Consider the following 24,285-nt stretch of genomic DNA (forward strand, 5'->3'; position numbering starts at 1 on the left):
TCATGTTAGAAAATTTAGAACAATTAATTAGAGATAACGCACAAGATTTAATTGTAAAAAACAATGCTGTGCCAAATGAACAAAATGAAAATGCTATTCAAGCTGCTTCAAGCTCAATTTTTGATACGTTGAAATCACAATTAGCATCTGGAAATGTATCGCAAATTGCAGATATTTTTAATTCAGGTAACGCAACTGAAGGAAATCCAGTTGTACAACAAGCAACTTCAAGTTTAACAGATAAATTAGCTGGCTTTGGTATCAATGCAGAAACTGCAAAAAGTATTGGTGCAGCTCTAATTCCTATTGTTTTAGGTAAACTGGCTAATAAAACCAACGATCCAAATGATAGTTCATTTAATTTACAAAATATGTTGGGCAAATTAGCTGGCGGTACCGATGGTAAGTTTGACTTAACAGATGTGATGGGTATGTTTACTGGCGGACAAAACCAAGCTAATGGACAACAAACTGGCGGAGGAATGATGGATAAATTAAAAGGACTGTTTAATTAAGCTAAGCAAATATTTTTAAGCCGAATTCTTTTAGAGGAATTCGGCTTTTTTGTTGCTTTTTAATTACCTTGTTCTACCAATCCAATCATCATGAAAACCTTTCTTTTCTCAGCATTGCTGATTACCCCACTTTTTACCTTTGCGCAAACCAACTTAAAAACTGATGCAGCAAAAAAAGCAGACGCAATTACACAAAAAGTAATCAATTGGCGTAGAGATTTTCATGAACATCCAGAGTTGGGCAATTTAGAAAACCGAACTGCAGAAGTTATTGCTAAACATCTACAATCATTAGGTATCGAGGTTAAAACTGGTGTGGCAAAAACTGGTGTTGTAGGTATTTTGGTTGGTGGTAAAGCTGGTCCGGTAGTAGCTTTAAGAGCAGATATGGATGGTTTGCCTGTAACCGAAAGAGTAGTTTTGCCTTTTGCTTCTAAAGTAAAAACAACCTATAACGATCAAGAAGTTGGTGTAATGCATGCCTGTGGGCACGATAGCCACATGGCTATTTTAATGGGTGTAGCCGAGGTAATGGCCAGCATGAAAAAAGATATAGCCGGTACAGTAAAATTTATCTTTCAGCCAGCAGAAGAAGGTGTACCTGTTGGACAAGAAGGTGGAGCCGAGTTGATGGTGAAAGAAGGCGTATTGCAAAATCCAAAAGTTGATGTAATATTTGGATTGCATATTAATTCGCAAACACCGGTCGGACAAATTACTTACAAACCGGGCGGCACAATGGCGGCAGTAAATGATATGAAAATTACCGTTACTGGTAAACAAGCACATGGCGCATATCCATGGAGTAGCGTAGATCCGATTGTGGTGTCAGCACAAATTATCAATAGTTTGCAAACTATAGTCAGCAGAAACTTAAATGTAACCGAAAACCCTGGTGTGGTAACTATTGGTAGCATACATGGCGGCGTACGGTCTAATATTATTCCAGAAAAGGTAGATATGCTAGGTACGGTTAGAAATTTAAGCGCTGCTGATGAGAAAATGTTTATCGAGCGAATTAAAACTATTGTAATTAAAACTGCCGAAGCAGCTGGCGCAACTGCCGAAGTTAAAATTCCTTACAGTGCACATTATCCGGTTACGTTTAATGATGTAGCTTTAACAGAAAAAATGTTACCAACTTTACAATATACCGCAGGGGCGGATAATGTAAAATTAAAACCACCAGTTACAGGCGCCGAAGATTTTTCTTTCTTCCAAGAAAAAGTATCAGGTTTGTTTTTCTTTTTAGGAGGAATGCCGAAAGATCAGGATCCTTTAAAAGCTCCATCGCACCATACACCAGATTTCTTTTTAGATGAAAGTGGATTTACTTTAGGTGTAAAAGCTTTATGTAATTTGACATTTGATTATTTGGGGATGAAGAAGTAAAGTGGTTATAAAGCTGAATGTTTAAGCAAAAGCATCGAAATTAATTGCGAAAATAACCCTTACTTTTTACTTAAATTAGGACAATGAAAAAATTATTAATGTTATATATTGCAATATTGCTGTGTCTAAATTGCTTTTCGCAATCCCAATGGGATAGCGAGGCAGATACATTTACCAAAAATGCCCAGCAAATTATAAAAGAGAAAAATAATTGGATTTCCAACAAAAAATATAACACAGCTCTTAGATTGGTGCGTCCAGAACCCAAGGGTTTTTCAATGCTATACACTTTTCAGATTGGCAGTTCTGAAAAGACAGATATATATAAGTTTGATTCCCGTAGTATGTGTGTAAGCTTAGTTAAAATAGAAGATGTGGAATTTAAAAACTATTATATAAATGACTTCTTAAAGTCTGATTTTATTAGAAAATCTACCTCTACGTTCTATCACAAAACCCTAAACCTAATGGCTATTGTTGAATTTGATTCAAAATTTGTTTCAATAACCTATTCAAAAAAACCAAAATTAAAATAAGATGGAACAGGTAGACGAAAAGAAATTATCTGATTTGTTTAACTATTCCACCCATACTAGAGGTATGATAATAAGTCAAACAATAATGCTGGAAAGAAATATTGATGAGTATTTATGCTGTCATTTTAGTTATGAAAAGGAAAAGCAAATAGAGATGATGGATTTAGTATTTGGTTCAAAATTGCTGCCTTTTGATTTCAAGAAACAAATATTTGTGCATTTATTATCCCTAAATGATAATATTTTCTTGAATAGGAATAAAAAAATAGATAAATCGTTAACAGAATTTATTAGAGTTAGAAATATATTAGCGCACTATATATTAGACACAACTCCTGAAACGGTAAATGCATTTGATTACTCAGAAATAAAACTTATAAAGTTTGCTAAGCAAAGAGATAAAGAAATTTTTCATCATGAGGTGATTTCTTCTCACCTTAAGAACTTAGATGATACTATAGACGAAATAATTAAACTGAACCAATTTATAAAAGCATCCCATGCCACTCTGCAATAGTCTTGATTTCTTGAAGTTGATGTTATCACCTGCTATTTGACATTTGTAATGACGAAATGATATCGTAGAATTTGTAATCCATTGATTATTTAATTGCACAGACCGTTTCAACTTTAATCTTTATGGTATTACAATATTTTGTAGAATGGCCTTAGTTCATTAAACCCGGTAGTAGCGAACACGAAGGCAAAGCCGAAGTAAAGCGAATAATCCCGAAATGAATTCGGGACAGGCTAAACTATCGGAAGATAAGAACCACTGCAACCGCTTTTCAAAAACGTTAAACCATTTCAATTCCGAAGCATCGGTATTTCGCTTCGCTCAACTTTGCAACTTTACAACATTTCAACTTTACAACCTTAATAACGTATATTTGCCATTATGACAAAAGAACAAGTTCAGGATTTAAGGGACAGAGTAACGTCGCTGAGGAGGTATCTTTGACGTTGAAGAGAAACTAGAAGACATTCGTATTGAGCAAGAAATGACCTTGCACCCAAATTTTTGGGACGACCCGAAAAAGGCAGAAAAACACATCGCAGCAATTAACGCTAAAAAAATATGGACAGATGGTTGGCATAACGCCAATACTGCTGTAGAAGATATTGAAGTACTTTTTGAGTTTTTTCAAAGTGGTGATGCTACAGAGGAAGAGCTGCAAGAGCAATTTGACATGAGCTTAAAAGCAGTGGAAGATTTGGAGCTGAAGAATATGCTCAAAACCAAGCAAGATTCGCTGAACGCAGTTGTGCAAATTACTGCTGGTGCAGGCGGAACAGAAAGCTGCGACTGGGCATATATGCTGATGCGCATGTACTTGATGTGGGCTGAAAAAAATGGCTATAAAGTTACCGAGCAAGATTACAATGAAGGCGAGGTTGCCGGAATAAAGTCGGTTACCATAGAAATTGCTGGACAATTTGCTTACGGTTACTTAAAAGGAGAAAATGGAGTACATCGATTAGTGCGTATTTCGCCTTTTGATTCGAATGCTCGTAGACACACTTCCTTTGCTTCTGTTTATGTTTATCCTTTGGTAGATGATACGATAAATATCGATATCAATCCTGCTGATGTTGAATTTGAGACTTTTAGAGCGGGCGGTGCTGGCGGACAAAACGTAAACAAAGTTGAAACTGCGGTACGTTTATATCACAAACCATCGGGGATTATTATTAAAAATCAGGAGTCGAGATCGCAGTTGCAAAATAAAGAGAACGCTTTAAGATTGCTAAAATCGCAGTTGTATGAAATTGAACAACGCAAACGCGATGAAGAAACCGCTTTAATTGAAGGTAATAAAAAGAAGATAGAATGGGGTTCGCAAATTAGAAGTTATATTTTGGATGATAGAAGAGTAAAAGATCACCGAACGAATTACCAAACTTCTAATCCAGATGCAGTGTTAAATGGAGATATCAATGAGTTTTTAAAAGCTTATTTGATGGAGTTTTAGGAACAGAATTGAGTAGTGAGATATGAGATGTGAGGAATACATCAATCCAACATTATTTTAATACATTTAAGCTGAAATTAATTATTAGATGAAAAGATTATTAATTATTGCAAGTTTGCTATTTACCATAGTTAGCATTAAAGCCCAAGATGTTATTCCGTTGTACAAAGGAGTAATACCTGGTTCTAAAACTGCACCTGCTAATTTTAAAGAAAATACAGTTACAGGTAGTGATGGTGTAGCTAGAGTAAGTAGAGTTGCAGAGCCAACTTTAACTGTTTTTGCACCTGCAAAGCCAAATGGAACTGCCGTAATTATTTGTCCGGGTGGTGGTTATAGCATTTTAGCCATTGGCAAAGAAGGTTATGATGTTGCCAAAAAGTTTGCAGAAATTGGTGTAACTGCATTTGTATTAAAATATCGTTTGCCAAATGATACCATTATGGTTGATAAAAAATTGGCGCCATTGCAAGATGCCTTACAAGCGATGTATTTAGTACGTAAAAATGCCAGCGTTTGGAATTTACAGCCTAATAAAATTGGCATCATGGGTTTTTCAGCGGGTGGACATTTGGCATCTAGCTTAAGTGTACATTACAACGATATGAAAATTGAAAACCAGGAAGATATTAGTTTAAGACCAGATTTTTCTATTTTAATATACCCGGTAATTAGTTTTGGTACAGTAACTCATGCTGGCTCAGTTAAGCGCTTGTTGGGCGATGACCCTGCACAGGCTCAAAAAACTTATTTTTCTAACCAAAATCATATTAATGCGCAAACACCGCCAGCTTTTTTAGTACATGCCAACAATGATTTAACGGTGCCAGTAAAAAACAGTTTGATGTATAACGAAAACTTGGCAAAATTTAAAGTGCCTGCCGAAATGCATATTTACCAATCTGGCGGACATGGATTTGGGTTAAATAATAAAACTACTACCGAGAATTGGTTTAATACACTTAAAGCTTGGATGACTGCGAATAGGTGGTTGTAATAACTCAAATTATTTTTACCACCTAAGGAAACCTAAGTTCACCCAAGATTTATGATGGGTTATTTATTCAATATAAATGATGTGAATTTTTTGCTCGTTTTTGTCTTCCAGACCTGTATGATCGGGATTTGATACTTAATCTTAAATCAAAAAGAAATTCGTTCCCTTAAATACTATCGTGTGACAGATCTTTTTTGCTCATTGCATGTTGGCAATTTGCTATATTTGCTTAATAAATTACAAGCCTCTACCAAGAACGACCGTCAATCCCTAGTGCCAGCCAAATCAAAAAACAGGAGCACAAAAGAACAAATTGCATAAATAAACCTTAAACGCAGTGGTTTTGTGTTCGAATTAGCAGACACTTAAATTTATCACATACGAACAAAACGAAGTGCCACTGTTTATTGATGAGCGAGAGCCTGTGAAAAGACACACAGTGGAATTGACAAGCATTTTTGCATACTTTTAATGCTTCAAAAGTTTGATGCCTGCCGGCATAGAGGCAAATATAAATTGTGATATTTATGTCCATACGATAACTTAAATCGGGAGAAGCTTTTCGTCTGAGGGATAAAACTACATTTTTAGTAAAAATATCAACTTACTTACCTCCCACATTTCGATCTACCTAAATTCAATATGTTATTTTTAGATATGTTAACTAATTAAGTATGTAGAATTTAATTCATTAGTTGGGTATAAAGTTCCAATAACTAAGAATTATTTTTATAAATAAAATAAAATAAAATAAAATAAAATAAAATAAAATAAAATAAACAATTTATAATCAGGGTGTTATATATTTTAGTTCTCTTTTTAAGATAATGGTTTGTGTTTTGAATAAAGTAAGGAAAACTTACTTATGAAAAAACATTTTAAATTATTAACTGTATTTGCTTTAATGTTAATTACTGTTGGAGCATGTAAAAAAGACAAAACAGAAGAGCCTGTTGTGGAAACCAATTGTTTGGTTACGACCATAATACCGACTTATAATAGTAAATCGGGGAATCTACAAGCAACTTATAATAGTAACAATAAACTTATAAAATTAGCTGGTAGTAGCTCTGATGGTGACCCCGTATTATATGATATCACTTATAATGCTAACAATATCTATGGAGTTGAAACTAATGGTTCTAACAAACATTTAATTGTCTATAATCAAGACGCTCAAGGGAGAGTGATTGATATTGTGGATGCTGGAACTGTAGTTGCTGTATTAAAATATAATAGTGATGGATACATTAGCGAGATAAGTTATGGAGGTAATCCACTATCAGATGTTGCAAAATTAACTTACGCTAATGGAAATTTAATAAAGGCTGATATTCTTGACTATAATAAAAACTTGAGTGAAGATATTAAATTTGAATATTCTACTGAAGATGTTATAACTTCTGTGAACCTTGCGGATCCATTATTTCTTAATTCTGGACTAGGTTTAGTTGATGCTTTTATACCTAATGGAGTATTTGGAAAAGTTTCAAAAAATCAAGTTAAAAAAATTACTAAAAGCACTTATCAAGGTATTATAAAGTATTATACTACTGATACTTTTATTTATAATAAAGATTCAAATGGTAAAATTATAGATGTAGCTCAAAATAATTTAATTCAAAGTCAGGACGGTGTGAAACCATTAATCACGCTCGATAATACGAATTTTAGCTGGGGCATAAAATATAATTGTAAATAATTTCAGTTATTGCAGCATCTTAATTAAAGTATAAAGCTTTGACAAAATTCTATAAAATTTGCTAGAATTTTGTCAAAGTCTTTTGCTACTAAAAATACACCAAATTGCCTCAACAGGTTTGTCTACTTTAAAAATGCCTTAACTTTTCTTTGGCCCCTTAGGTGGTTCAAAAATTATGCATGTTGCCCTTCATGCACGCCTTCTGCAAATTCCTCTACAATTTTATCGTTAAATGCTGGTAAATCTTCTGGAGTACGGCTTGTAACCAAACCTTGGTCTACTACAACTTCCTCGTCAGACCAATCAGCACCTGCATTAATTAAATCTTGAGAAATATTTTTCACTGATGTTAATTTTCTACCATCAACTACACCAGCATTAATTAAAACTTGTGGGCCGTGGCAAATTGCTGCAACAGGTTTACCTGCTTCAAAAAATGCTTTTACAAAACTTAAAGCATCCTCATTAACACGAAGTTTATCAGGATTGATTACTCCACCTGGTATCAGTAAACAGTTATAATCATCAGCATTTACTTCACTTATGGTATGGTCAACCTCAACTTCGCCCGACCAATTTCCATCGCTCCAGCCTTTTATTGTGCCGCTTTTAGAAGAAATGATATGAACCGTTGCACCTTCTTCTTTTAATCTTTTTACTGGTTCAGTTAATTCACTTTCCTCAAATCCGTTTTCTGATAGCACTGCAATAGTGCGGTTACTTAATTGTCCCATAATTTTTTGTTTTTAATAGAATGATATATTAAAAGACAGTTATGGGAAATTTTTGTTTTTGGTAATTGGGAAAACAAGTCACATCAACTCAAAAGAGAGCAGCGACGAGAAAACTCATAAAATACTTGATTAATATAAATTAATTTATTATACTTAGATAAAAACGCACTCAAATTATGGCAATTCAACACAAATTTTATCAAACTGATTTTGGAAATGGTTTTCGAACACATAATGCAATTTTGGATACTGTTCCTTATGAACCAGAGGTAATGATTATAGGAACATTTAATCCTGGTACTGAAAATGCTAATTTTGCCGACTTTTTTTATGGAAGAAATTATTTTTGGCCTGCATTAAAAAATTTGATAAATAATAACAGAATCCTAAGTAAGAGGAGAATGCCACAAAGAGGGATACCACCCGTTTTACTTAATCCATCGGTTTCTGAAATACTTGATATTTGTTTCAAATTAAAACTTACATTCTCAGATATAGTTCTTGAAACTATGCATACCGGTAACCCTCAATTTCAGCTTCAATCCAACGATAATGTGATTTTCAACAATGAACAATTTAATTTAATTCTAGACAAAAGAGAAAAAGGTATTAATGGACTTTGTGAATTGAACATACTGAGGCAGGTAAACTGGAATACACAAAATATCATTCAATACCTTAAGTCAAATCCGCAAATAAAACATGTTTATTTAACAAGGAAACCAACGGAAATATGGGGAAATGAATGGGAATTGATCAAAAATAATTCTACAATCTCTGGAAGGCACTTTACTAATATATTTACACCATCTGGTCAAGGTAAGCCTGTTTGGAATTCTATGGAAAGATTATTAAGTCATTGGGTTCGTAATGATAATCCAAATTTTGGAAAATTGGATAATGAATGGTTATTAAATAATGGAATTTATCCAGATAATTTTTAAAGATATGATTGTCAACAATCCGTCATGGAGATATGGGAAAATCTTATTAAAATATTCTGGTAATAATATCCAACTTTTAAACAATAATTTAAGATTAGATAAGGTGGCATTATCTAATGAAATGATTAATGGTTATGATGAAAAATTAATATTTAAGATAAATCTATTTGATAATGCAGAAATCTTACTTTCCTTAAAATCATTAAATATATTTATAAAGAAAGATGTTTGGGAAATTCAAGAATCAAGTTTAAATAGTGTGACATCAATAATTGTTGATAATGAATATATAATTGTAAAAGGAAGCTTAAGTTTTTGTAAAGAGATTAACGAAGCAAATCGATATTTAGATACTTATGAATACGATATCATATTTGAAAATAACGGTATTTTAATTTCAAAACTGCAAGAAGAAGATATATCGTTTTTGGATTTTAGATAATCTAATAATAAGTTATAATTTTCTAATAAAGTACTTTAATGAACAGATTTCTCCTCGTGAAAAACTCGTTCGAAATGACGCTATGTGGAGGGAGTTTCTAATCATTAGTCCTTCTATGCCTTATAAAATATTGCGCCAAATTTAAAGCAATAAAAACATGGTTGATGAGGTTTGGAACTAAACCATAATAATGTGTCAAGATTTTAAAGCGCTCCTTTAAACTTTCTAAATGTTTTTGTTTAGACATACCGCCGACTAAGTATTTTGCCACGTAAAGGTGCGTATTTACCACATTAGACGATTTTTTAGCCGCCTTAATGATCCAGTCGATATCTGAACTATATTTATATTGCAAATCATAAGGTTCTGTTAAGCTACGCTTAATGTAAATAGCTTGGTGGCTCACATTCATCCCATATTTAAAACTATGCCAATCAAAATGTTCTGGCGCTATATGTCTGCGTTGTCCTAAGCTTTTCCAATTCTCATCAAACATTTCGGTTTCGCCGTAATAAATATCGCCCGATGGCGCCGAAGAAAAAACATGATCTACAGTTTCTGAATCGTAAATTTCATCACCAGAATTCATGAATAAAACATAATCTCCTGTGGCAAGAGCTAAACCCTTGTTCATGGCATCGTAAATACCTTTGTCTGGCTCAGAAATAAATTGAGCTAAACGATCTTTATATTTATAAATAATGTCTTTCGTTCCATCTGTTGATGCGCCATCAATTAAAATGTACTCGATATTGCTGTAAGTTTGATTAAGCACCGAAAGCATGGTGCGCTCAATGTCTTTTGCATTGTTGTAAACGATGGTGATAACGCTTAGTTTAGGATTTACGGTCATTTAGGCAAAGCGTTAAGTAATGTTTGGTACAGTTCTTCGTGTTTAGCGGCAACAACGGTTGGCGAAAAATGATTTAAAATTGTTCTTCGTGCTTCCTTTTGTATGCTTTCTTTATCATCATGTAAAAATAGCCACTCAATACCGTCTGCTAAATCTGTTGCAGATTGATAGTCTGCCAAATAACCATTTGTTAAATGTTTAACCATATCGGGTATGCCGCCAGTTTTAAAAGCAACTACAGGGGTAGCACAAGCCAAGCTTTCCATCACAGTGTTTGGCAAATTATCTTCTAATGAGGGTAGTACAAAAACATCTGCAGCTGCGTAACATTTAGCCAAATGATCATCTTTATTAATCGTGCCCAAAAAAGTAGTTTTAAAAGGAAATACGGGCATGTCTTTGGTATCTTTATTGCCAAAAATAACCAACTCTATTTGTTTATTTGGTATTTCTGGTCTTGCTGCCAACTCATTTAACGCGTCAATTAAATACTGCGTTCCTTTGTGTTTATCGTTTTTAGATGGCATAAAACCGCTCATTATCACAAAGTGATTTGCGGGTATTTTTAAAATTTTCTTCGCTTCGGCCTTTACATAAGGTTTAAAAACATCAATTTCAATCGTGTTAGGTATCACACCAACACTGCGCATACCTAATAAGCTACTTTCCTTAATAGATTTTGCCATCCAACTACTTGGCGCCACAATGTGGAAGTTTAATTCTGAGTAGGCTTTTTGTTTGCGTAACCAATTTTTATGAGAAATGTCATCTTTGCCATCAAACTTTAGCAATGGACAATTGCCGCATTGTTTATGAAAATTTTCGCAACTGTAACGTACATGGCAGCCACCAGTAAAGGCATTGCTGTCATGAAATGTCCAAACAATTGGCTTATCTAATAAATCTAGTTCAGCTAAAAATTTGGGTGATAAAAAACCATGATTAACCCAGTGTAGGTGAATAATATCGGCATCTTTTAACTCTTTTCTATTGATTACAGATTTGCCGAACCATTGTAAAGAAAAAGGAGTTTTAACTGCTTTAACAAAAATCTTTGCCAAATAACGCTCGGCCATGATGTTGAAAATTGCCCATAGTTTAGCGAAAAATCCGTTACTTAAATTGGTGATTTTTGGGTTGTCGCCAAATTTGTAATAAACTAATACTTTAGAATCAACACCATTTGCTTTTAAGGCATCGCTTAATCGAAGACAAGCTCTTCCAGCGCCTCCGTTTCCATCATAAGTATTTAGGTGTACAATTTTCAAATCAGTCAAAAATACATTTTATTCAAGTAAACCAAATTGTTAATATTTGTTAAATTAACAATAAATCAATCCAACAAGCTAACAATTTTAAAATTCACGTTAGTTTATGTTTCTTTGCTAAACGTATGGAAAACCTTTTAACCGACAGAAATTTTTGGGTAAAGTATTGGGAAAGTAAAACAGATTTATCGGTAACTATTCCTTCAAATTATTTATTTCATCGCCAACTGGCGGATATTGTACAGCAAAATAATGTTCAATCGGCGATAGAATTAGGTGGTTTTCCGGGTTATTATGCGGTTTTTTTAAAAAAATATTTAAAGTTAGATGTTACGCTTTTAGATTATTTTGTACATCCGCCAATAACACATCAACTGTTAAAAACTAATGGATTAAGTGAAAATGATATCAAAGTAATTGAAGCAGATTTATTCAATTATCAATCACCGCAACAATATGATTTGGTACTCTCATGCGGTTTAATTGAGCATTTTAAGGATACAGAAGATATCATTAATCGCCACATAGCTTTAGTAAAGCCAGGCGGAACATTGTTTATTACTTTACCAAACTTTACCGCGGTTAATGGTTGGTTCCAAAAAAACTTCGATAAAGAAAATTACGATAAACACAATATTGATAGCATGAACCCAGTATTATTGGCTTCCATTTGTGAAAAAGCTGGATTGAAAGAGATTAAGTCTAGTTACTTTGGCAAATTTAGTGTTTGGTTAGAAAACGAAAAAGAGAAATCTACCGGAGTAAAGTTGTTTAAAAAACTGGTTTGGATTAGCGGGAAAGTGCTTACAAAAATTATCCCTTTTGAGAGTAAGAGTTTATCTCCCTATATTGTTTTGGAGGCAAGGAAGGTGTAGCGATTGTCAGGCTGAGCGTAGTCGAAGCCTCTGTTTAATTAGTGCTTAATATTTATGCCCTTCGACTACTAGCCACGGCAGGCAAGCTGCTCAGGGTGACTAGTACTATATTTAATTGTTTAAAAAGCTTTTCGAAATTTAATCGACCAGCTTATAAACTCCAATTTCACTAAGCATAATTGCAACAGGCGCTTTAACTTTAATCCTTATTTTATTAGAACTAACAGGTTTTTCCATTCTTATTAATCGCTTTGCACCAATACTTGCACCAGCATTTACCTGTTTCCAATTGTTATTTTCAAAAACCTCTACTGTAAAACTGTCAATTCTTTGTCCTAAGGGGATATACTCTTGTAAACTAATCACATCAAAATTAATTAGTTTTCTAAAATCGATGATGAGTTCTGCTTCATGAATTTCATCAGCTGTTGCCCAATAAGTTTTTTTATTGTTATCGGTTAAGAAGCTCACTCCATAAGTTTTTCCTCTAGTTTGGCTAGCCGTAATTTTAGCGCCTTTTGCAAAATTTAATGAGAAGGTTTTTTTTATAATATCTCCAAATTGTTTCAAGTTTACTACATCATCTTCGTGCAGTAAACCTCTGGTATCTGGTGCTAAACCTAAGTCTAAGGCCGCACCTCTGCCTACACTTTTAAAGTATAAATCTATCAACGAACTTACACTTTTAGGCTTTTCATTGGCATGATAAAACCAACCTTTTCTTAAAGGTACATCGCATTCGGCAGGCATCCAAAACTTGCCATCTCTAATTCCCATCGGACTTTCAGGATAATTTGCTTGTCCGGGTACTGCAACATTTACACCTTTTGGTGGCATTGGCGTAAAAGTAGCCCAGCTGGTATCAGCAGCAAAACCATATTCGTTGCCCACCCAACGCACATCTAAACCAACATCGCTAAAAATGTTTGCCATAGGCTGCATATTTCTGGTAATTTGCCAGGTGTTACTCCAATCGTAATATGTTGTGTTATCTATGCTTCTTTTTTCTTTAGCACCGCCGTAAAAGCCATCGCCACCGTTAGCACCATCGTGCCAACTCATAAACAATTCGCCATAATTGCTATATAATTCTTTAAGTTGTGCTTGATAAATTTTTAAATATTTGGCTGTGCCATAATTAGCATTATTTCTATCCCATGGCGAACAGTAAACACCAAATTTTAAACCATTTTTGCGGGCTGCTTGTTCTATTTCTTTAACTAAATCGCCTTTGCCATTTCTAAACGGACTTTTACTAATATTGTAAGCTGTAGTTTTTGTTGGCCATAAGGCGAAACCATCATGATGCTTGGCTACCAAAATAATTCCTTTTAAACCACCAGCTTTGGCTGCTTTTACAATTTGCTCTGCATCAAAATTAGTCGGATTAAAAGTTTTCGGATCAGCATCGCCATATCCCCATTCTTTGTTTTCGAATGTAGTTGGCGTAAAATGAATCAATCCATAAGTTTCGATATCATGCCAAGCCAATTGCCGCTGTGTTGGTAATGCTCCATAAGGTTTGGGTGGTTGCTGCGCTAAAGTATTAATGCTGCAGACTGCTAAAAAAAAGATGATTATCGATCTCATTATGATGTAATTAGAAATGCAAATTACAAATTTTAGATAAGAATTGTTATTTGCTAAATTGAGAAATACTGATTAAGTTTTTCTTTAACAAATCTTTTAATTCTGTTGAGCATTGAACCCTTCCTATTCGCTAAAAAAGTCTTAATCGCTTGGTAAGCCGCTTTATTTTCTTCAACAACAGTTGGAAAATCTTTAATCGGCTGCGGATTGATAATTACATTGTAAATATCATTTAAGCCTGAGTGTACGCCTGTACCATCATGACCAATATTGTTTACTAAAGATTGCGAAGGATTTAAAGTCAATCCACCTTTTAAAAAGATAGAAGCATACCATCTAATTGCCCAAGAGTTGTTTTTACCTTTCTTGAAATCTTGCATCTGTTTCCAGAAATTCATGGTTCCTTCTATAGCAAATTCACTTTTCTTTTTACTATCAAACTTTTTAAGCAGTGTATCTATATTCGGTTCGAAATGTTGCCAAGCACGATCCCAAGTTGCCCAACCCCAACTTGTGGCAGCTCTATAAAAAAAGCTATCGGGCAAGTTTTTATCAGACAAAACATACATGTAAGCACCAATGTGCATTACCTTTTCTTCATCGCGATAGCGATTTAAAGCTTCATTAAAATAAGTGAGTGTGTATGGCGATGAAATCAGATCGTCCTCGAAAACGATAACCTTACCATATGCTGCGTTTAAGCGGGTTACACCTGCAATTACCGAATTGGCCAAACCCAAATTAGTTTTACTTTCTACGATTTCAATAGATTTAAATCCGTCAATTTTTTTGATGAATTCCCTAACCTCTGCAACCTTATCGGCATCTGCGTCAGTTTTTGCTCCGTCAGAAAAAATAAATAAACGGCTATCGGCTGCTAATTCATTTTGTTTTAAAAACTTAACTGTTCGCTCGGTATGTTGCGGGCGATTGTAAACGAATAAAGCAATAGGAGCAAGGTTTTGCATTGCGGTTATTATTTTGTTCTCGTCATGATGAATTGTTCAGTCGCTTTATACCGATTTTTGTCTTCAAGATAGCTTCGTTGTTTATTTCAGCATCTGCTTAGCATAAAAGACCCTGAAATAAATTCAGGGTGACGAACGTAGTAAATATTTATATCTCTAAACAGTTATCTGCCTTGTAAAAAACAGAAGTGGCTTTGTTGTAAAACAATCCAGGAGATATACCTGTAAATGGTAATTCTTTAAACCCTTTTGCGGTTAAAAATGTTCTGGCTTCTTGATAAGTTTCTCTTTCAGAATCGTCTAAAACTAAAACTCCATTTGAAGATAAAGCATCCACACTGTGTTTGCAGCAATTTACGCGATCTCTTCCATCTACAATAATTACATCGAATTTTTCTCCTAATAAAGATGCTTTTTTGCTGTATTCGCCACCAGTTTCTAAATGTGTAAAAATCATTTCTGCATTGGCAGCTTTCTCTTTAACAATTTTATTGAACCAAGCTTCATCATGTTCTACAGAAACTACACGTTTTACACGTTGCGCATAAAACAAGGTTGAATTACCTGAGCCATATTCAAAAATGGTTAAGTTTTTATTTAAACGAGTTTTGATAAAATCGATGAATGAATAAGTTACCCATGGAATTGGATTGCCTGATTCATCTACTGCTTGATGTGTGTCGAACGCGGTAAACCATCCGATAGTTGATAAATAACCTTTATGTCCGTATGATAAAAGTGCTGCTAACCTTTTTGGTTTGCCAATTAATGTAGCTAATGCTTTAAGTTTGCTCAACGTTTAAATATTTTTTGAAATGCAGATACCAAAAATAATGATTTTAACATCATTATTCCTTGTGTGCGAGTTTTTGGAATAAATAGAATTAAAAATGTAGCCGAAAAATAGGCAATAACAGTTGCAATTGCAGTTCCCATCATCCCCATGGTAGGGATTAATAAGAAGTTTAAGACGATATTGATGATGGCCCCAAAGCCAGTACGAATGAATGTGAGTTTGTTATAGCCTTCGGTGATTAAAAATTGACTACTGGCAACTCCTAAAAACACAAATAAACTGCCCCAAACATGAACGGCCAAAACGGGTGCTGCTGAGGCAAATTCAGGTCTAAATAATTTGTATATTAAAGGTGAGCCGATGCTAATGACGATGGCAAATGATAAACTTAACCAAACCATTAAATCAAATAAGTTTTGTAACCTCTTTTTATAACGTTCAGGGTCATCTCGGCGAGCATTTAAAATTGCCGGGAAAAGTGAACTTACAATTACAACCGGTACAAAATTTAAGGCTTCACTAAAGATTACTACGGTGTCATAAGCACCAGATGCTGCGGCACCAGCATCGCCCAAAATCTCTTTCAGCATAAGCATGTCTATCTTCATGTAAACTGAAACCATAATGCCAGAGACGATTAGCGGCCATGATAAGCTCAACAGTTTTTTAGCTAATGTTTGGTCAAAATTCCAAGTAAAAAAGCTTAAACCTTGGTTTTTATAAACGATTAAATAACCAACAGAAACCAACAAAATATCAAATACATAAGCGTAAACAAAATAGATCAGCGCTGCTTTAAAATAAAAAATAAGCACTAGCTTGATGACTGCCGAGAGCAAATTACCTACAATTTGCACTTGCATAATGTATTTTGATTTTACCTCCGATTGGAAATAAGCATCGATAATAGTAAGTGACTGAAATACTCCACCAAATGATAAAATGAGAATAAAAAAATAAGGGATATCTGAAAGTGGGAAAAATAGCCAAGCAACATAAATCACTGGTAAACAGAGCAATCCGGCAGCTGTTTTTAATATAAATGCAGTGCCTAAAATGGCATCTCGATTTTTTGGATATTGATGGAGTTCTTTTACAATAAAGCTATCTAAACCTAAACTGGCCAATGCCGCAAAAAGATAAATATAAGCTATAGATGTTTTTAAGACACCATTTCCGGCAGGTAATAAAAAGTTGGCAAGTTGTATGCTAATGAACATCTTAATGGCCATGCTGCCAACTCTGCCCAACATTAACCAACCTGTATTTTTAAAATACTTGTTTAGTGCATCTTGATCAAAACCTTTAATTGCTGGAATTTTCATTAATTGCAAAGATGCAAAATTAAATGGCTCTATTTAGGTTAATGGTGCGCCAACTGCAACCGCACAATCATGTCCGGGTTGTCCGTGTGCGGGATTTAATTTTTTTCCTTTTTCATTTAAAATAGGAGTTGCTGATGTTGTTGTAGGTTGCGAAACATTTATTTTGGGTGCCGCATTATTTGTAGCGCTTTGAGCGCTTTTTGAGCTTAAAGGTGCGCCAACTGCAACCGCACAATCGTGTCCGGGCTGCCCATGAGCTGGATTTAATTTACCGCTACCTGCTGCTGTTGTAGAAGGTGTTGTTGGTTGAGGAGAAGCAGTTTGAACAACATTTGCTGGTGCTTGTTGTGTTACAGGTGTACTTGTTTTAGCGCCAGCTTTTAATGGGGCACCAACAGCAATACTGCAATCATGCCCTGGCTGTCCATGTTCTGGATTGGTTAACAAATTACTCGTTGCACCAGTGGCGGTTTTAGTTGGAGCAGTTGAGTTTTGTAAATCAGCTAATCCGTTAGGCGTTGCAGCATAACTTTGTGCAGTTTCTACTTTTTTGCTATTGTTACAACTTGCAATGCTGATAGCTAATAAGATATATAATATATTTTTCATCGATTTAGGGTTTGTTCAAATATGCAAAATTTAAAGGCTATTTGAAACTGTTTTCGATACGCACCAATTGTTTTAGATGGTGATTTAAATGAACTTCTATAAATCTAAGCCATTGCTTTGCATTTAAATAACCCAATCTTGGGTGTTTAACTTTGATTTGTGGGTTAGCTTGATCTACCAATGGTTGTAGTTTAAGTAATTGCAACTCAAAGTCTGTAATAAATTGCTGAGCAGCCATTAAATTTATTTTCTTCACTCTGTCTGCTAATCTTTTTGGCACTTTATACTTTTTTCCTGGAGGTAATGCTCCAAAAAATAAAATCATCTTGGTAATAAAATGGGTAGGTTTTATTTTTCCTTCTCCAATAATACAATTATTGAGTGCCATCAATGAAAGTAAGCTCGAGTCAAAAATGTGCGAGTAAACCTCGCTGTAACTCCAGCCGCCAATTGGTGGGGTAAGCACAAAATCTTCCTCGCCCTTGGTGCGTAATTTCGCTTGATAAGCATTTACAATTTTAATAATAGATTGGTACACCTTGGTTGTGTTCATGTTGGCTTATTAAACGTTTACTACTTTGTAAATCGTATAAAGTTCGTTTTGTTTAGCGTTTCAAACTTTTACAATCTAAGAAAAAAAATTGTCAAAGTGGTGGCACAACTTTCGGTACTTCGTCAATCTTCTATAGATTGACGAAGTTTATTTTGGTAAGTCTTAAATTTTAAGAAACTAAACAATATTATCAAAGCACTAAAAGTGCGTTAGCAATTCTTCTAAGTGGGTAATCTGATGTGCTACATCTTCAGGTTTTTCTGCTTTTAGCGGATTAAAAAATATGGCTTTAATACCATAGGCTTGTGCGCCACGAATATCTGCTTCTAAACTATCGCCAATCATCACACTTTCTTCTTTTGTAGCCGATGCTTTGGTTAAAGCATGTTCGAAAATTTTGCTGTCTGGTTTGTTTACACCAACATCTTCAGAGATAATTACATTTTTAAAGTAAGGATTTAATCCAGACAGATCCATTTTTGTTAATGTAGTTTCTTTAAAACCGTTAGAAATAATATGTAAATGGTATTTATCTTTCAAATAAGTAAGCACTTTTTCTGCACCGTCAAAAAGGTTGGTTTTCGTCGGACTAATCCTCACATAATCATCTTCAAATTGATGTGGAACATGCTCTGGTTTAATCCCAAGCTCCAGAAATGTTTTTCTAAAACGCTCTTCCCTCAGCTTTTCTTTGCTAATTTCACCTAAATGGTATTGTTGCCAAAGGCGATGGTTGTTGCTGGTGTATAATTCAATAAAGTCCGAACACGATTGTAAGCCAAGGTCTTTTAAGCAATAATGGTCATATAGTTCTGTAAGTGTTTCCTGTGCGTTGCGATCAAAATCCCAAATGGTATGGTCTAGGTCGAAAAAAATGTGTTTAGTCAAATTTTAATATCTACTTGATGAATTTTAATTATTATATATTTCCCTCGTGCAAATCCCATATTGGGAAACACATTTCGTAATCATTCCATACAATGTCACCAAATTCAATTTTAAATTTTTTGAACTCTTCCCCATCCAAATATTTTTTGGTCATGGGATTTTTAGATGATTTTAAAAAATTAATAAAATCAATTGTGCGTTTCTCACCATCAGAAAATTCAAATTCTATTTTATAATTTTCGAGGTATGTTGCATTAATAATTTCTACAACCATAACTACAGTTTTTTAGTAATGATTTCTGGTTCTATTGCTTTATTGTAAACGAAAAATTCAATCCATTTGTTTACAATTTCAAGCTTATATGCTTCAACAAAAATACTGAAATTCTTTAAGCTTTTATTATCCAATGGTTTTTTGCCTTTAACATCTGATATTCTAATTTCTTTAAAAATGCCATCAACGAAAATTATTTCAGCCTTACTTTCCATAGCCTGATATTTACCTGCACATTAATTGGCTCATGATCGTTTGAGTAGAATAAGATGATTAAGCCTAGATACTCATATAATTTGGGTATAATTTTATTTTAATATTGAGGTTAAATATAGGTGTTATGACTAAAAATAGCCACTAACCTTCGTTTCAAGTTCTGCAATCAATTCTTCATCCATATATTGATAATCATCTGGGATTGCTAAAACAATCAACTCTTTTTCAGCTATTTCTTCCCTAAAATTCTCAGTTAAAATTTGCTTGTGTTTTTTTTTCATTACAAATATTAAATCAGCCCAGTTAATAAGTTTTGCATTAACTTTTATTCGAGCAACCGCTGATGTTCCTGCTGATCTTACTTGATGAAATCGATGATTTTGAAAAATAGTTTCCGCGGTAGCACTTCGCCATTTATTTCTGCTACAAATAAAAAGAATGTTCATTTTAAAGTTTACATTTTAACACCAAAAGCCAAATCTCCGGCATCTCCTAAACCTGGTACGATGTAAGATTTGCTCGTCATTTCATCATCAATAGCACCTAGCCACAAATTTGCTTTTGGTAAATTAGCTCTAACATGTTTAACGCCTTCGCTACTTGCAATGGCAGCAACAATGTGTAGTTTTTCTATTTTGTGCACATTAATTAATTCTTTGGCACAAAGCACCATGCTTAAACCAGTTGCCAGCATTGGGTCGGCAAGTATTACTGTTTTTCCTTCTAAGTCTGGTGCAGAAATATGCTCCATTTGGATGATGAAATCGCCATTTTTTTTGGTTTTACGGTAAGCCGTAATAAAAGCGCAATCTGCCTTATCGAACACATTTAATAAACCTTGCTGCATGGGTAAACCAGCTCTTAAAATTGTAGCCAATACAGGTTGTGCTACTAAAATTTTGCTTTTTGCAGTACCTAAAGGTGTTTGTGTATCTATTTCTTGGTAAGTTAAAGATTTACTAATTTCATAGGCAAAAAACTCGCCCAATCTTTCAAGATTTCTGCGAAAGCGCATCGAGTCTTGCTGAATGTTTTCATCCCTCAACTCGGCGATAAATGTATTGGCAATAGAATTTGTTTTACTTAGGTCGAAGATCATAGCTTAAAGATAAGCAAAAGATCACAATTCAGCATTGCTGAAAAATAAGGAAAACATTCAGGAAAATTTTTGAAATTAAAATTTAACAGCTTGGGTAGCGGTTGGGTAGTTTACTCTCACACTTTTTCTAAATCCGCCATTTTCTACATGTAAAATGTTCATTTGGTCATCAAACAAATCATAAAGAATAGTATTGCTCACATTCAAATTTTTAAAACTGTTGATGTCTGCAATCTCTATATATACATTGGTTGCTTCGTGATCTATTTCAAAACCAATGTAATTCGCTTTTTTAACTTTTCCATCAACATTAAAACTTAAATGCGCTGCGATGTATTTTTTAATTAATTCATCCATCGCTTTTTGCATACTTGGCTTAGATAAATCAGTTTTAGTTTTAAATTTCTTCGCTAAAATGTTTTCAAAATCGTCGGTAAAAATACGGCAACTAATCTCTAAACCTTTTTCTTTTGGGTTAAAATTAACTTCGGTTGTACTAACATGTAGCGGATGTTTGCTTTTATTCATCAGCCTTGATGGCGAATAAATGCTTAAAAAGAAAGAAATAAGTAACAATTTAGAAAAGAAGGTTATCATTTGCAACTAAGTTTCGTTTAAAAAAATAAAACATCCTATTTTTACTCATCAAAAGTAATAAACGAATTTAAATAACAGATAGATACATGCCTTTAGCTGATTTTTTATTCTATTTTAAGTTGGGCTGGTCGCACATTGTAAGTTTAGATGCATTAGATCATCAATTATTTGTATTAGCCTTGGTGGCGGTTTATACTTCAAAAAATACCAAACAAGTTTTAATTTTAGTAACAGCGTTTACCATTGGGCATTCGCTAACCTTATTATTGAGTGTTTTAGATGTAATTAGGTTTTCGAGTAGCTGGGTAGAATTTTTAATTCCATGTACCATTTTTTTAACGGCATTGAGTAATTTTTTCAAGAAGGATTTTTCTATAAAAGCTGTCAATACTAATTACTATCTTGCGTTGCTGTTTGGCTTAATTCATGGAATGGGTTTTGCAAATTCTGTAAGAATGATGTTAGCAAAAGACCAAAATATTGGCTGGGGATTGCTTGGCTTTAACGTAGGTTTAGAGGTTGGTCAGATCGTTTTCGTGATTATCATTTTATTTTTTACTTGGCTTGCTTTATCTGTTTTTAAAATTAGAAGAAGAGAGTGGGTTATATTTTTATCAGCAGCCGTGTTTAGCCTGGCTTTAAAAATGGCTTTAGAACGTATCCCTTTTTAAACAAAATACAATGAATAGATTTTACAAATCTCTAGCACTTTTAACTTTTATTGGTCAGGTTGCATTTGCCCAAAACATTCAAAACAATCCTGGTAGCAACCACGGTAATAAGTTTGAGCAATTGGGCACCATTTTAACTACACCAAATGAGCAACGTACGGCAAGTGGAGCACCAGGCGTAAAATATTGGCAACAAAGAGCCGATTATAAAATTAAATGCGAATTAGATGAAAAAAACCTGACGCTAAAAGGTAGTGAAACCATTACTTATTACAACAATTCTCCAGATGTGTTGACTTACATTTGGTTACAGTTGGATGAAAATGAGCATAATAATTATAAAAATGCGAACTATCAGAATGCAAGTAAAATGCCAACAGGAGCTACTTCTGCTCAGGTTGATAACATGAAAGTTGGCGCCCAACCAGATAATGGCTACGGTATTAATATCACTAAAATAACTGATGCGATGGGTAAAAACTTAACCTACACCGTTAATAAAACGATGATGAGGGTTGAAGTTCCTGCATTAAAATCTGGTGCTCAGTTCGTTTTTAATGTCGATTGGAATTATAAGATTCAAGATAGAATTGCTGGTGGCGGACGAGGCGGTTACGAGTTCTTCCCAGAAGATGGTAATCATTTATTTACCATGGCTCAGTGGTTCCCACGTTTGTGTGTGTATAGCGATTTTCAAGGGTGGCAAAATCATCAATTTACTGGAAGAGGCGAGTTTGCTTTAACCTTCGGTAACTATAATGTACAAATGACTGTGCCAGCAGATCACATGGTAGGTTCAACAGGAGAATGTTTAAACTACAGCGCTGTTTTAACGCCAACACAATTGGCTCGTTACAATAAATCTAAAACTAGCACAACTGCTCCGGTAGAAATTGTAACCTTAGCAGAGGCTAAAGCTGCAGAAGGCAAAAAATCAACCGCAAAAAAAACCTGGGTTTTTCAGGCCAACAATGTGAGAGATTTCGCGTGGACATCATCACGTAAGTTTGTTTGGGATGCCATGGCGCAACCTATTGCAGGTAAAAATGTAATGTGTATGAGTTTTTATGGCAAGGAGGCTTACAACTTATACAGTAAATTCTCTACGCGTGCAGTTGCACACACCATTAAAACTTATTCAGATTTTACTATCCCTTATCCTTACCCAGTTGCACAAAGTGTAGAGGCTGCAAACGGTATGGAATATCCGATGATTTGTTTCAACTACGGTCGTACAGATGCTGATGGAACTTATAGCGAAAGCACCAAAAACGGAATGTTAGGTGTGGTAATTCACGAAGTTGGACATAACTTTTTCCCAATGATTGTGAATAGCGATGAGCGTCAATGGAGTTGGATGGATGAAGGACTAAACTCTTTTGTAGAATATTTAACCGAAGAACTTTGGGACAATAAATTTCCGAGCAAAAAAGGGCCTGCTTATACCATTGTGCCTTACATGAAATTGCCTAAAGATCAGTTAGAGCCAATTATGTCTAACTCAGAAAACATTGTAAATTTTGGTCCGAATGCATACTCTAAACCAGCTACAGGTTTAAATATTTTACGAGAAACCATTATGGGCAGAGAGTTATTTGATTATGCTTTTAAAGAATACTCAAGAAGATGGGCTTTTAAACACCCAACACCTGCAGATTTATTTAGAACCATGGAAGATGCCAGCGGCGAAGATTTAGATTGGTTTTGGAGAGGATGGTTTTATGGCACTGATCCAGTTGACATTTCATTAGATAGTGTGAAATATTCAAAACCATATTTTGCTACAGCAGCAGATGCAAATAGAATGATGAGACAAGGTAATAGAGCAGGTGGTACAAGAGTAGATCCGCCAGCTGTTAATGCATTTGAAGATATTTCTAAAGTCAGAAATCGCGAAAATAGTAGTATTAAGTTTTATACAGATAGAGATTTAGAGGCGAGAGATTTTTATTGGAAATACAGTAGAGGGATGGTGGTTATTGATACTTCATTAGCCGCAAAACCACAAACTCAACCAGCTAGATTACCAATAGAAGAATTTACGGAAGAAGAAAAAACTAAATACGCTAACAAATTTTTCTACGAATTAAATTTTAGCAATAAAGGTGGTTTGGTAATGCCAATTATTGTAGAGTTTACATTTAAAGACGGAACCAAATCAGTTGATAGAATCCCTGCTCAAATTTGGAGGTTAAATGAACAAAAAACATCTAAATTTTATTTGCAGGATAAAGAAGTAGCTTCGATTAAAATAGACCCAATGCGTGAAACTGCTGATATTGATGAAAACAATAATGTTTGGGGTGGAGAAACAAAAGCATCGAAATTCCAATTATTTAAAATGCGTGCAGGTGGCGCTCCAGCTCGTGGCCAATCGGTTGGCTCAAACCCAATGCAGTTAGAAAAGAAAAGTAAGTAGTTAGGAGTATCGAGATTTGTCACCCTGAGCGTAGTCGAAGGGGCGAAAA

The 24,285-nt window shown here is 34.4% G+C and carries 27 protein-coding genes; 12 read left to right on the forward strand and 15 right to left on the reverse strand.

Features of this window, described 5'->3' with window-relative positions; genetic code table 11:
• Positions 1 to 2 precede the first annotated feature (2 nt).
• From FA045_RS02265 to FA045_RS02295, 7 genes are all read left to right on the forward strand, one after another.
• Complete coding sequence (locus tag FA045_RS02265) at positions 3 to 515, forward strand: hypothetical protein (RefSeq protein WP_136874009.1); 513 nt, start codon at positions 3 to 5, stop codon at positions 513 to 515.
• A gap of 90 nt (positions 516 to 605) precedes the next feature.
• Positions 606 to 1,907 carry an amidohydrolase gene (locus FA045_RS02270; RefSeq protein ID WP_136874011.1) on the forward strand — a complete coding sequence of 434 codons (1,302 nt, stop codon included), beginning with the start codon at positions 606 to 608 and terminating at the stop codon, positions 1,905 to 1,907.
• 83 nt (positions 1,908 to 1,990) lie between these two features.
• On the forward strand, positions 1,991 to 2,443 hold the full coding sequence (locus tag FA045_RS02275) for a hypothetical protein (RefSeq protein WP_136874013.1): 453 nt from the start codon (positions 1,991 to 1,993) through the stop codon (positions 2,441 to 2,443).
• A 1-nt stretch (position 2,444) separates the two neighbouring features.
• A complete protein-coding gene (locus FA045_RS02280) occupies positions 2,445 to 2,960 on the forward strand; it encodes a hypothetical protein (protein ID WP_136874015.1) in 516 nt (171 codons plus the stop codon).
• Between the two features lie 381 nt (positions 2,961 to 3,341).
• Positions 3,342 to 4,416, forward strand: a protein-coding gene (prfB, locus tag FA045_RS02285; protein WP_136874017.1) for a peptide chain release factor 2 whose coding sequence is annotated in 2 segments (ribosomal slippage) — positions 3,342 to 3,401 and positions 3,403 to 4,416 — 1,074 coding nt in all. Because the reading frame shifts where the segments join, the coding sequence is not laid out codon by codon here.
• Positions 4,417 to 4,504: 88 nt separating this feature from the next.
• Positions 4,505 to 5,413, forward strand: a complete 909-nt coding sequence (locus FA045_RS02290) for an alpha/beta hydrolase (RefSeq protein ID WP_136874019.1) — start codon at positions 4,505 to 4,507, stop codon at positions 5,411 to 5,413.
• Between the two features lie 865 nt (positions 5,414 to 6,278).
• Complete coding sequence (locus FA045_RS02295) at positions 6,279 to 7,115, forward strand: hypothetical protein (protein WP_136874021.1); 837 nt, start codon at positions 6,279 to 6,281, stop codon at positions 7,113 to 7,115.
• A 173-nt stretch (positions 7,116 to 7,288) separates the two neighbouring features.
• Here the strand turns inward: FA045_RS02295 and FA045_RS02300 are convergent, their stop codons facing one another.
• Positions 7,289 to 7,849: a type 1 glutamine amidotransferase domain-containing protein gene (locus FA045_RS02300; RefSeq protein WP_136874023.1), complete on the reverse strand. Its 561-nt coding sequence runs from the start codon at positions 7,847 to 7,849 to the stop codon at positions 7,289 to 7,291.
• Positions 7,850 to 8,025: 176 nt separating this feature from the next.
• Between FA045_RS02300 and FA045_RS02305 the strand changes: the two genes are divergently transcribed.
• Complete coding sequence (locus FA045_RS02305) at positions 8,026 to 8,793, forward strand: hypothetical protein (protein ID WP_136874025.1); 768 nt, start codon at positions 8,026 to 8,028, stop codon at positions 8,791 to 8,793.
• Positions 8,768 to 9,235: a hypothetical protein gene (locus FA045_RS02310; protein WP_136874027.1), complete on the forward strand. Its 468-nt coding sequence runs from the start codon at positions 8,768 to 8,770 to the stop codon at positions 9,233 to 9,235. Before FA045_RS02305 ends, FA045_RS02310 begins: the two co-directional genes overlap by 26 nt.
• 97 nt (positions 9,236 to 9,332) lie before the next feature.
• Here the strand turns inward: FA045_RS02310 and FA045_RS02315 are convergent, their stop codons facing one another.
• Positions 9,333 to 10,088 carry a glycosyltransferase family 2 protein gene (locus tag FA045_RS02315; protein ID WP_136874029.1) on the reverse strand — a complete coding sequence of 252 codons (756 nt, stop codon included), beginning with the start codon at positions 10,086 to 10,088 and terminating at the stop codon, positions 9,333 to 9,335.
• Positions 10,085 to 11,365, reverse strand: a complete 1,281-nt coding sequence (locus FA045_RS02320; RefSeq protein ID WP_225871242.1) for a glycosyltransferase family 4 protein — start codon at positions 11,363 to 11,365, stop codon at positions 10,085 to 10,087. The genes FA045_RS02315 and FA045_RS02320 overlap by 4 nt, the downstream gene beginning before the upstream one ends.
• A gap of 116 nt (positions 11,366 to 11,481) precedes the next feature.
• Here FA045_RS02320 and FA045_RS02325 point away from each other — a divergent pair, with 116 nt between their 5' ends.
• Positions 11,482 to 12,231 (forward strand): class I SAM-dependent methyltransferase, encoded by a 750-nt coding sequence (locus tag FA045_RS02325; protein WP_136874031.1) that lies wholly within the window; start codon positions 11,482 to 11,484, stop codon positions 12,229 to 12,231.
• 138 nt (positions 12,232 to 12,369) lie between these two features.
• Here FA045_RS02325 and FA045_RS02330 read toward each other — a convergent pair whose 3' ends face one another.
• The 12 genes from FA045_RS02330 to FA045_RS02385 all read right to left on the reverse strand — a co-directional run bounded on the left by FA045_RS02330 (position 12,370) and on the right by FA045_RS02385 (position 21,146).
• A complete protein-coding gene (locus FA045_RS02330; protein ID WP_136874033.1) occupies positions 12,370 to 13,821 on the reverse strand; it encodes an alpha-L-fucosidase in 1,452 nt (483 codons plus the stop codon).
• Positions 13,822 to 13,874: 53 nt separating this feature from the next.
• Positions 13,875 to 14,789, reverse strand: coding sequence for a glycosyltransferase family protein (locus tag FA045_RS02335; RefSeq protein ID WP_136874035.1), 915 nt, complete (start codon positions 14,787 to 14,789; stop codon positions 13,875 to 13,877).
• Positions 14,790 to 14,937: 148 nt separating this feature from the next.
• The gene (locus FA045_RS02340) at positions 14,938 to 15,585 is read right to left on the reverse strand and encodes a class I SAM-dependent methyltransferase (RefSeq protein ID WP_136874037.1); all 648 of its coding nucleotides are present in this window, start codon (positions 15,583 to 15,585) and stop codon (positions 14,938 to 14,940) included.
• Positions 15,582 to 16,910: a flippase gene (locus tag FA045_RS02345; protein ID WP_136874039.1), complete on the reverse strand. Its 1,329-nt coding sequence runs from the start codon at positions 16,908 to 16,910 to the stop codon at positions 15,582 to 15,584. The genes FA045_RS02340 and FA045_RS02345 overlap by 4 nt, the downstream gene beginning before the upstream one ends.
• Before the next feature lie 33 nt (positions 16,911 to 16,943).
• A complete protein-coding gene (locus tag FA045_RS02350) occupies positions 16,944 to 17,519 on the reverse strand; it encodes a hypothetical protein (RefSeq protein WP_136874041.1) in 576 nt (191 codons plus the stop codon).
• A gap of 37 nt (positions 17,520 to 17,556) precedes the next feature.
• Complete coding sequence (locus tag FA045_RS02355; RefSeq protein ID WP_136874043.1) at positions 17,557 to 18,072, reverse strand: DinB family protein; 516 nt, start codon at positions 18,070 to 18,072, stop codon at positions 17,557 to 17,559.
• A gap of 198 nt (positions 18,073 to 18,270) precedes the next feature.
• Positions 18,271 to 18,960, reverse strand: a complete 690-nt coding sequence (locus tag FA045_RS02360) for a YjjG family noncanonical pyrimidine nucleotidase (RefSeq protein ID WP_136874045.1) — start codon at positions 18,958 to 18,960, stop codon at positions 18,271 to 18,273.
• A 31-nt stretch (positions 18,961 to 18,991) separates the two neighbouring features.
• Positions 18,992 to 19,234 (reverse strand): DUF2442 domain-containing protein, encoded by a 243-nt coding sequence (locus FA045_RS02365; RefSeq protein ID WP_136874047.1) that lies wholly within the window; start codon positions 19,232 to 19,234, stop codon positions 18,992 to 18,994.
• Positions 19,235 to 19,236: 2 nt separating this feature from the next.
• A complete protein-coding gene (locus FA045_RS02370) occupies positions 19,237 to 19,449 on the reverse strand; it encodes a hypothetical protein (protein WP_205943079.1) in 213 nt (70 codons plus the stop codon).
• A gap of 129 nt (positions 19,450 to 19,578) precedes the next feature.
• Positions 19,579 to 19,896, reverse strand: coding sequence for a low molecular weight protein tyrosine phosphatase family protein (locus FA045_RS02375; RefSeq protein ID WP_136874049.1), 318 nt, complete (start codon positions 19,894 to 19,896; stop codon positions 19,579 to 19,581).
• Between the two features lie 8 nt (positions 19,897 to 19,904).
• Complete coding sequence (upp, locus tag FA045_RS02380) at positions 19,905 to 20,549, reverse strand: uracil phosphoribosyltransferase (RefSeq protein WP_136874051.1); 645 nt, start codon at positions 20,547 to 20,549, stop codon at positions 19,905 to 19,907.
• Between the two features lie 75 nt (positions 20,550 to 20,624).
• Complete coding sequence (locus FA045_RS02385; protein WP_136874053.1) at positions 20,625 to 21,146, reverse strand: DUF6702 family protein; 522 nt, start codon at positions 21,144 to 21,146, stop codon at positions 20,625 to 20,627.
• Positions 21,147 to 21,232: 86 nt separating this feature from the next.
• On the opposite strand from FA045_RS02385, the gene FA045_RS02390 reads away from it, so the two are divergent.
• Positions 21,233 to 21,817 carry a HupE/UreJ family protein gene (locus tag FA045_RS02390; RefSeq protein ID WP_136874055.1) on the forward strand — a complete coding sequence of 195 codons (585 nt, stop codon included), beginning with the start codon at positions 21,233 to 21,235 and terminating at the stop codon, positions 21,815 to 21,817.
• 10 nt (positions 21,818 to 21,827) lie between these two features.
• The gene (locus tag FA045_RS02395) at positions 21,828 to 24,236 is read left to right on the forward strand and encodes a M1 family metallopeptidase (RefSeq protein ID WP_136874057.1); all 2,409 of its coding nucleotides are present in this window, start codon (positions 21,828 to 21,830) and stop codon (positions 24,234 to 24,236) included.
• Positions 24,237 to 24,285: the final 49 nt, after the last annotated feature.

The sequence above is a fragment of the Pedobacter cryotolerans genome (assembly GCF_005116475.1).
Taxonomy (GTDB): Bacteria; Bacteroidota; Bacteroidia; order Sphingobacteriales; family Sphingobacteriaceae; genus Pedobacter; species Pedobacter cryotolerans.

What these genes read in the sequence shown, in the direction of transcription:
- FA045_RS02335 (WP_136874035.1), bottom strand. Translation starts at nt 14,789, where the DNA reads ATGCAAAACCTTGCTCCTATTGCTTTATTCGTTTACAATCGCCCGCAA.
- FA045_RS02265 (WP_136874009.1), top strand. Translation starts at nt 3, where the DNA reads ATGTTAGAAAATTTAGAACAATTAATTAGAGATAACGCACAAGATTTA.
- FA045_RS02270 (WP_136874011.1), top strand. Translation starts at nt 606, where the DNA reads ATGAAAACCTTTCTTTTCTCAGCATTGCTGATTACCCCACTTTTTACC.
- FA045_RS02300 (WP_136874023.1), bottom strand. Translation starts at nt 7,849, where the DNA reads ATGGGACAATTAAGTAACCGCACTATTGCAGTGCTATCAGAAAACGGA.
- FA045_RS02330 (WP_136874033.1), bottom strand. Translation starts at nt 13,821, where the DNA reads ATGAGATCGATAATCATCTTTTTTTTAGCAGTCTGCAGCATTAATACT.
- FA045_RS02280 (WP_136874015.1), top strand. Translation starts at nt 2,445, where the DNA reads ATGGAACAGGTAGACGAAAAGAAATTATCTGATTTGTTTAACTATTCC.
- FA045_RS02355 (WP_136874043.1), bottom strand. Translation starts at nt 18,072, where the DNA reads ATGAACACAACCAAGGTGTACCAATCTATTATTAAAATTGTAAATGCT.
- FA045_RS02350 (WP_136874041.1), bottom strand. Translation starts at nt 17,519, where the DNA reads ATGAAAAATATATTATATATCTTATTAGCTATCAGCATTGCAAGTTGT.
- FA045_RS02290 (WP_136874019.1), top strand. Translation starts at nt 4,505, where the DNA reads ATGAAAAGATTATTAATTATTGCAAGTTTGCTATTTACCATAGTTAGC.
- FA045_RS02345 (WP_136874039.1), bottom strand. Translation starts at nt 16,910, where the DNA reads ATGAAAATTCCAGCAATTAAAGGTTTTGATCAAGATGCACTAAACAAG.
- upp (WP_136874051.1), bottom strand. Translation starts at nt 20,549, where the DNA reads ATGATCTTCGACCTAAGTAAAACAAATTCTATTGCCAATACATTTATC.
- FA045_RS02365 (WP_136874047.1), bottom strand. Translation starts at nt 19,234, where the DNA reads ATGGTTGTAGAAATTATTAATGCAACATACCTCGAAAATTATAAAATA.
- FA045_RS02275 (WP_136874013.1), top strand. Translation starts at nt 1,991, where the DNA reads ATGAAAAAATTATTAATGTTATATATTGCAATATTGCTGTGTCTAAAT.
- FA045_RS02325 (WP_136874031.1), top strand. Translation starts at nt 11,482, where the DNA reads ATGGAAAACCTTTTAACCGACAGAAATTTTTGGGTAAAGTATTGGGAA.
- FA045_RS02395 (WP_136874057.1), top strand. Translation starts at nt 21,828, where the DNA reads ATGAATAGATTTTACAAATCTCTAGCACTTTTAACTTTTATTGGTCAG.
- FA045_RS02295 (WP_136874021.1), top strand. Translation starts at nt 6,279, where the DNA reads ATGAAAAAACATTTTAAATTATTAACTGTATTTGCTTTAATGTTAATT.
- FA045_RS02375 (WP_136874049.1), bottom strand. Translation starts at nt 19,896, where the DNA reads ATGAACATTCTTTTTATTTGTAGCAGAAATAAATGGCGAAGTGCTACC.
- FA045_RS02385 (WP_136874053.1), bottom strand. Translation starts at nt 21,146, where the DNA reads ATGATAACCTTCTTTTCTAAATTGTTACTTATTTCTTTCTTTTTAAGC.
- FA045_RS02315 (WP_136874029.1), bottom strand. Translation starts at nt 10,088, where the DNA reads ATGACCGTAAATCCTAAACTAAGCGTTATCACCATCGTTTACAACAAT.
- FA045_RS02305 (WP_136874025.1), top strand. Translation starts at nt 8,026, where the DNA reads ATGGCAATTCAACACAAATTTTATCAAACTGATTTTGGAAATGGTTTT.
- FA045_RS02370 (WP_205943079.1), bottom strand. Translation starts at nt 19,449, where the DNA reads ATGGAAAGTAAGGCTGAAATAATTTTCGTTGATGGCATTTTTAAAGAA.
- FA045_RS02310 (WP_136874027.1), top strand. Translation starts at nt 8,768, where the DNA reads ATGGAATTTATCCAGATAATTTTTAAAGATATGATTGTCAACAATCCG.
- FA045_RS02390 (WP_136874055.1), top strand. Translation starts at nt 21,233, where the DNA reads ATGCCTTTAGCTGATTTTTTATTCTATTTTAAGTTGGGCTGGTCGCAC.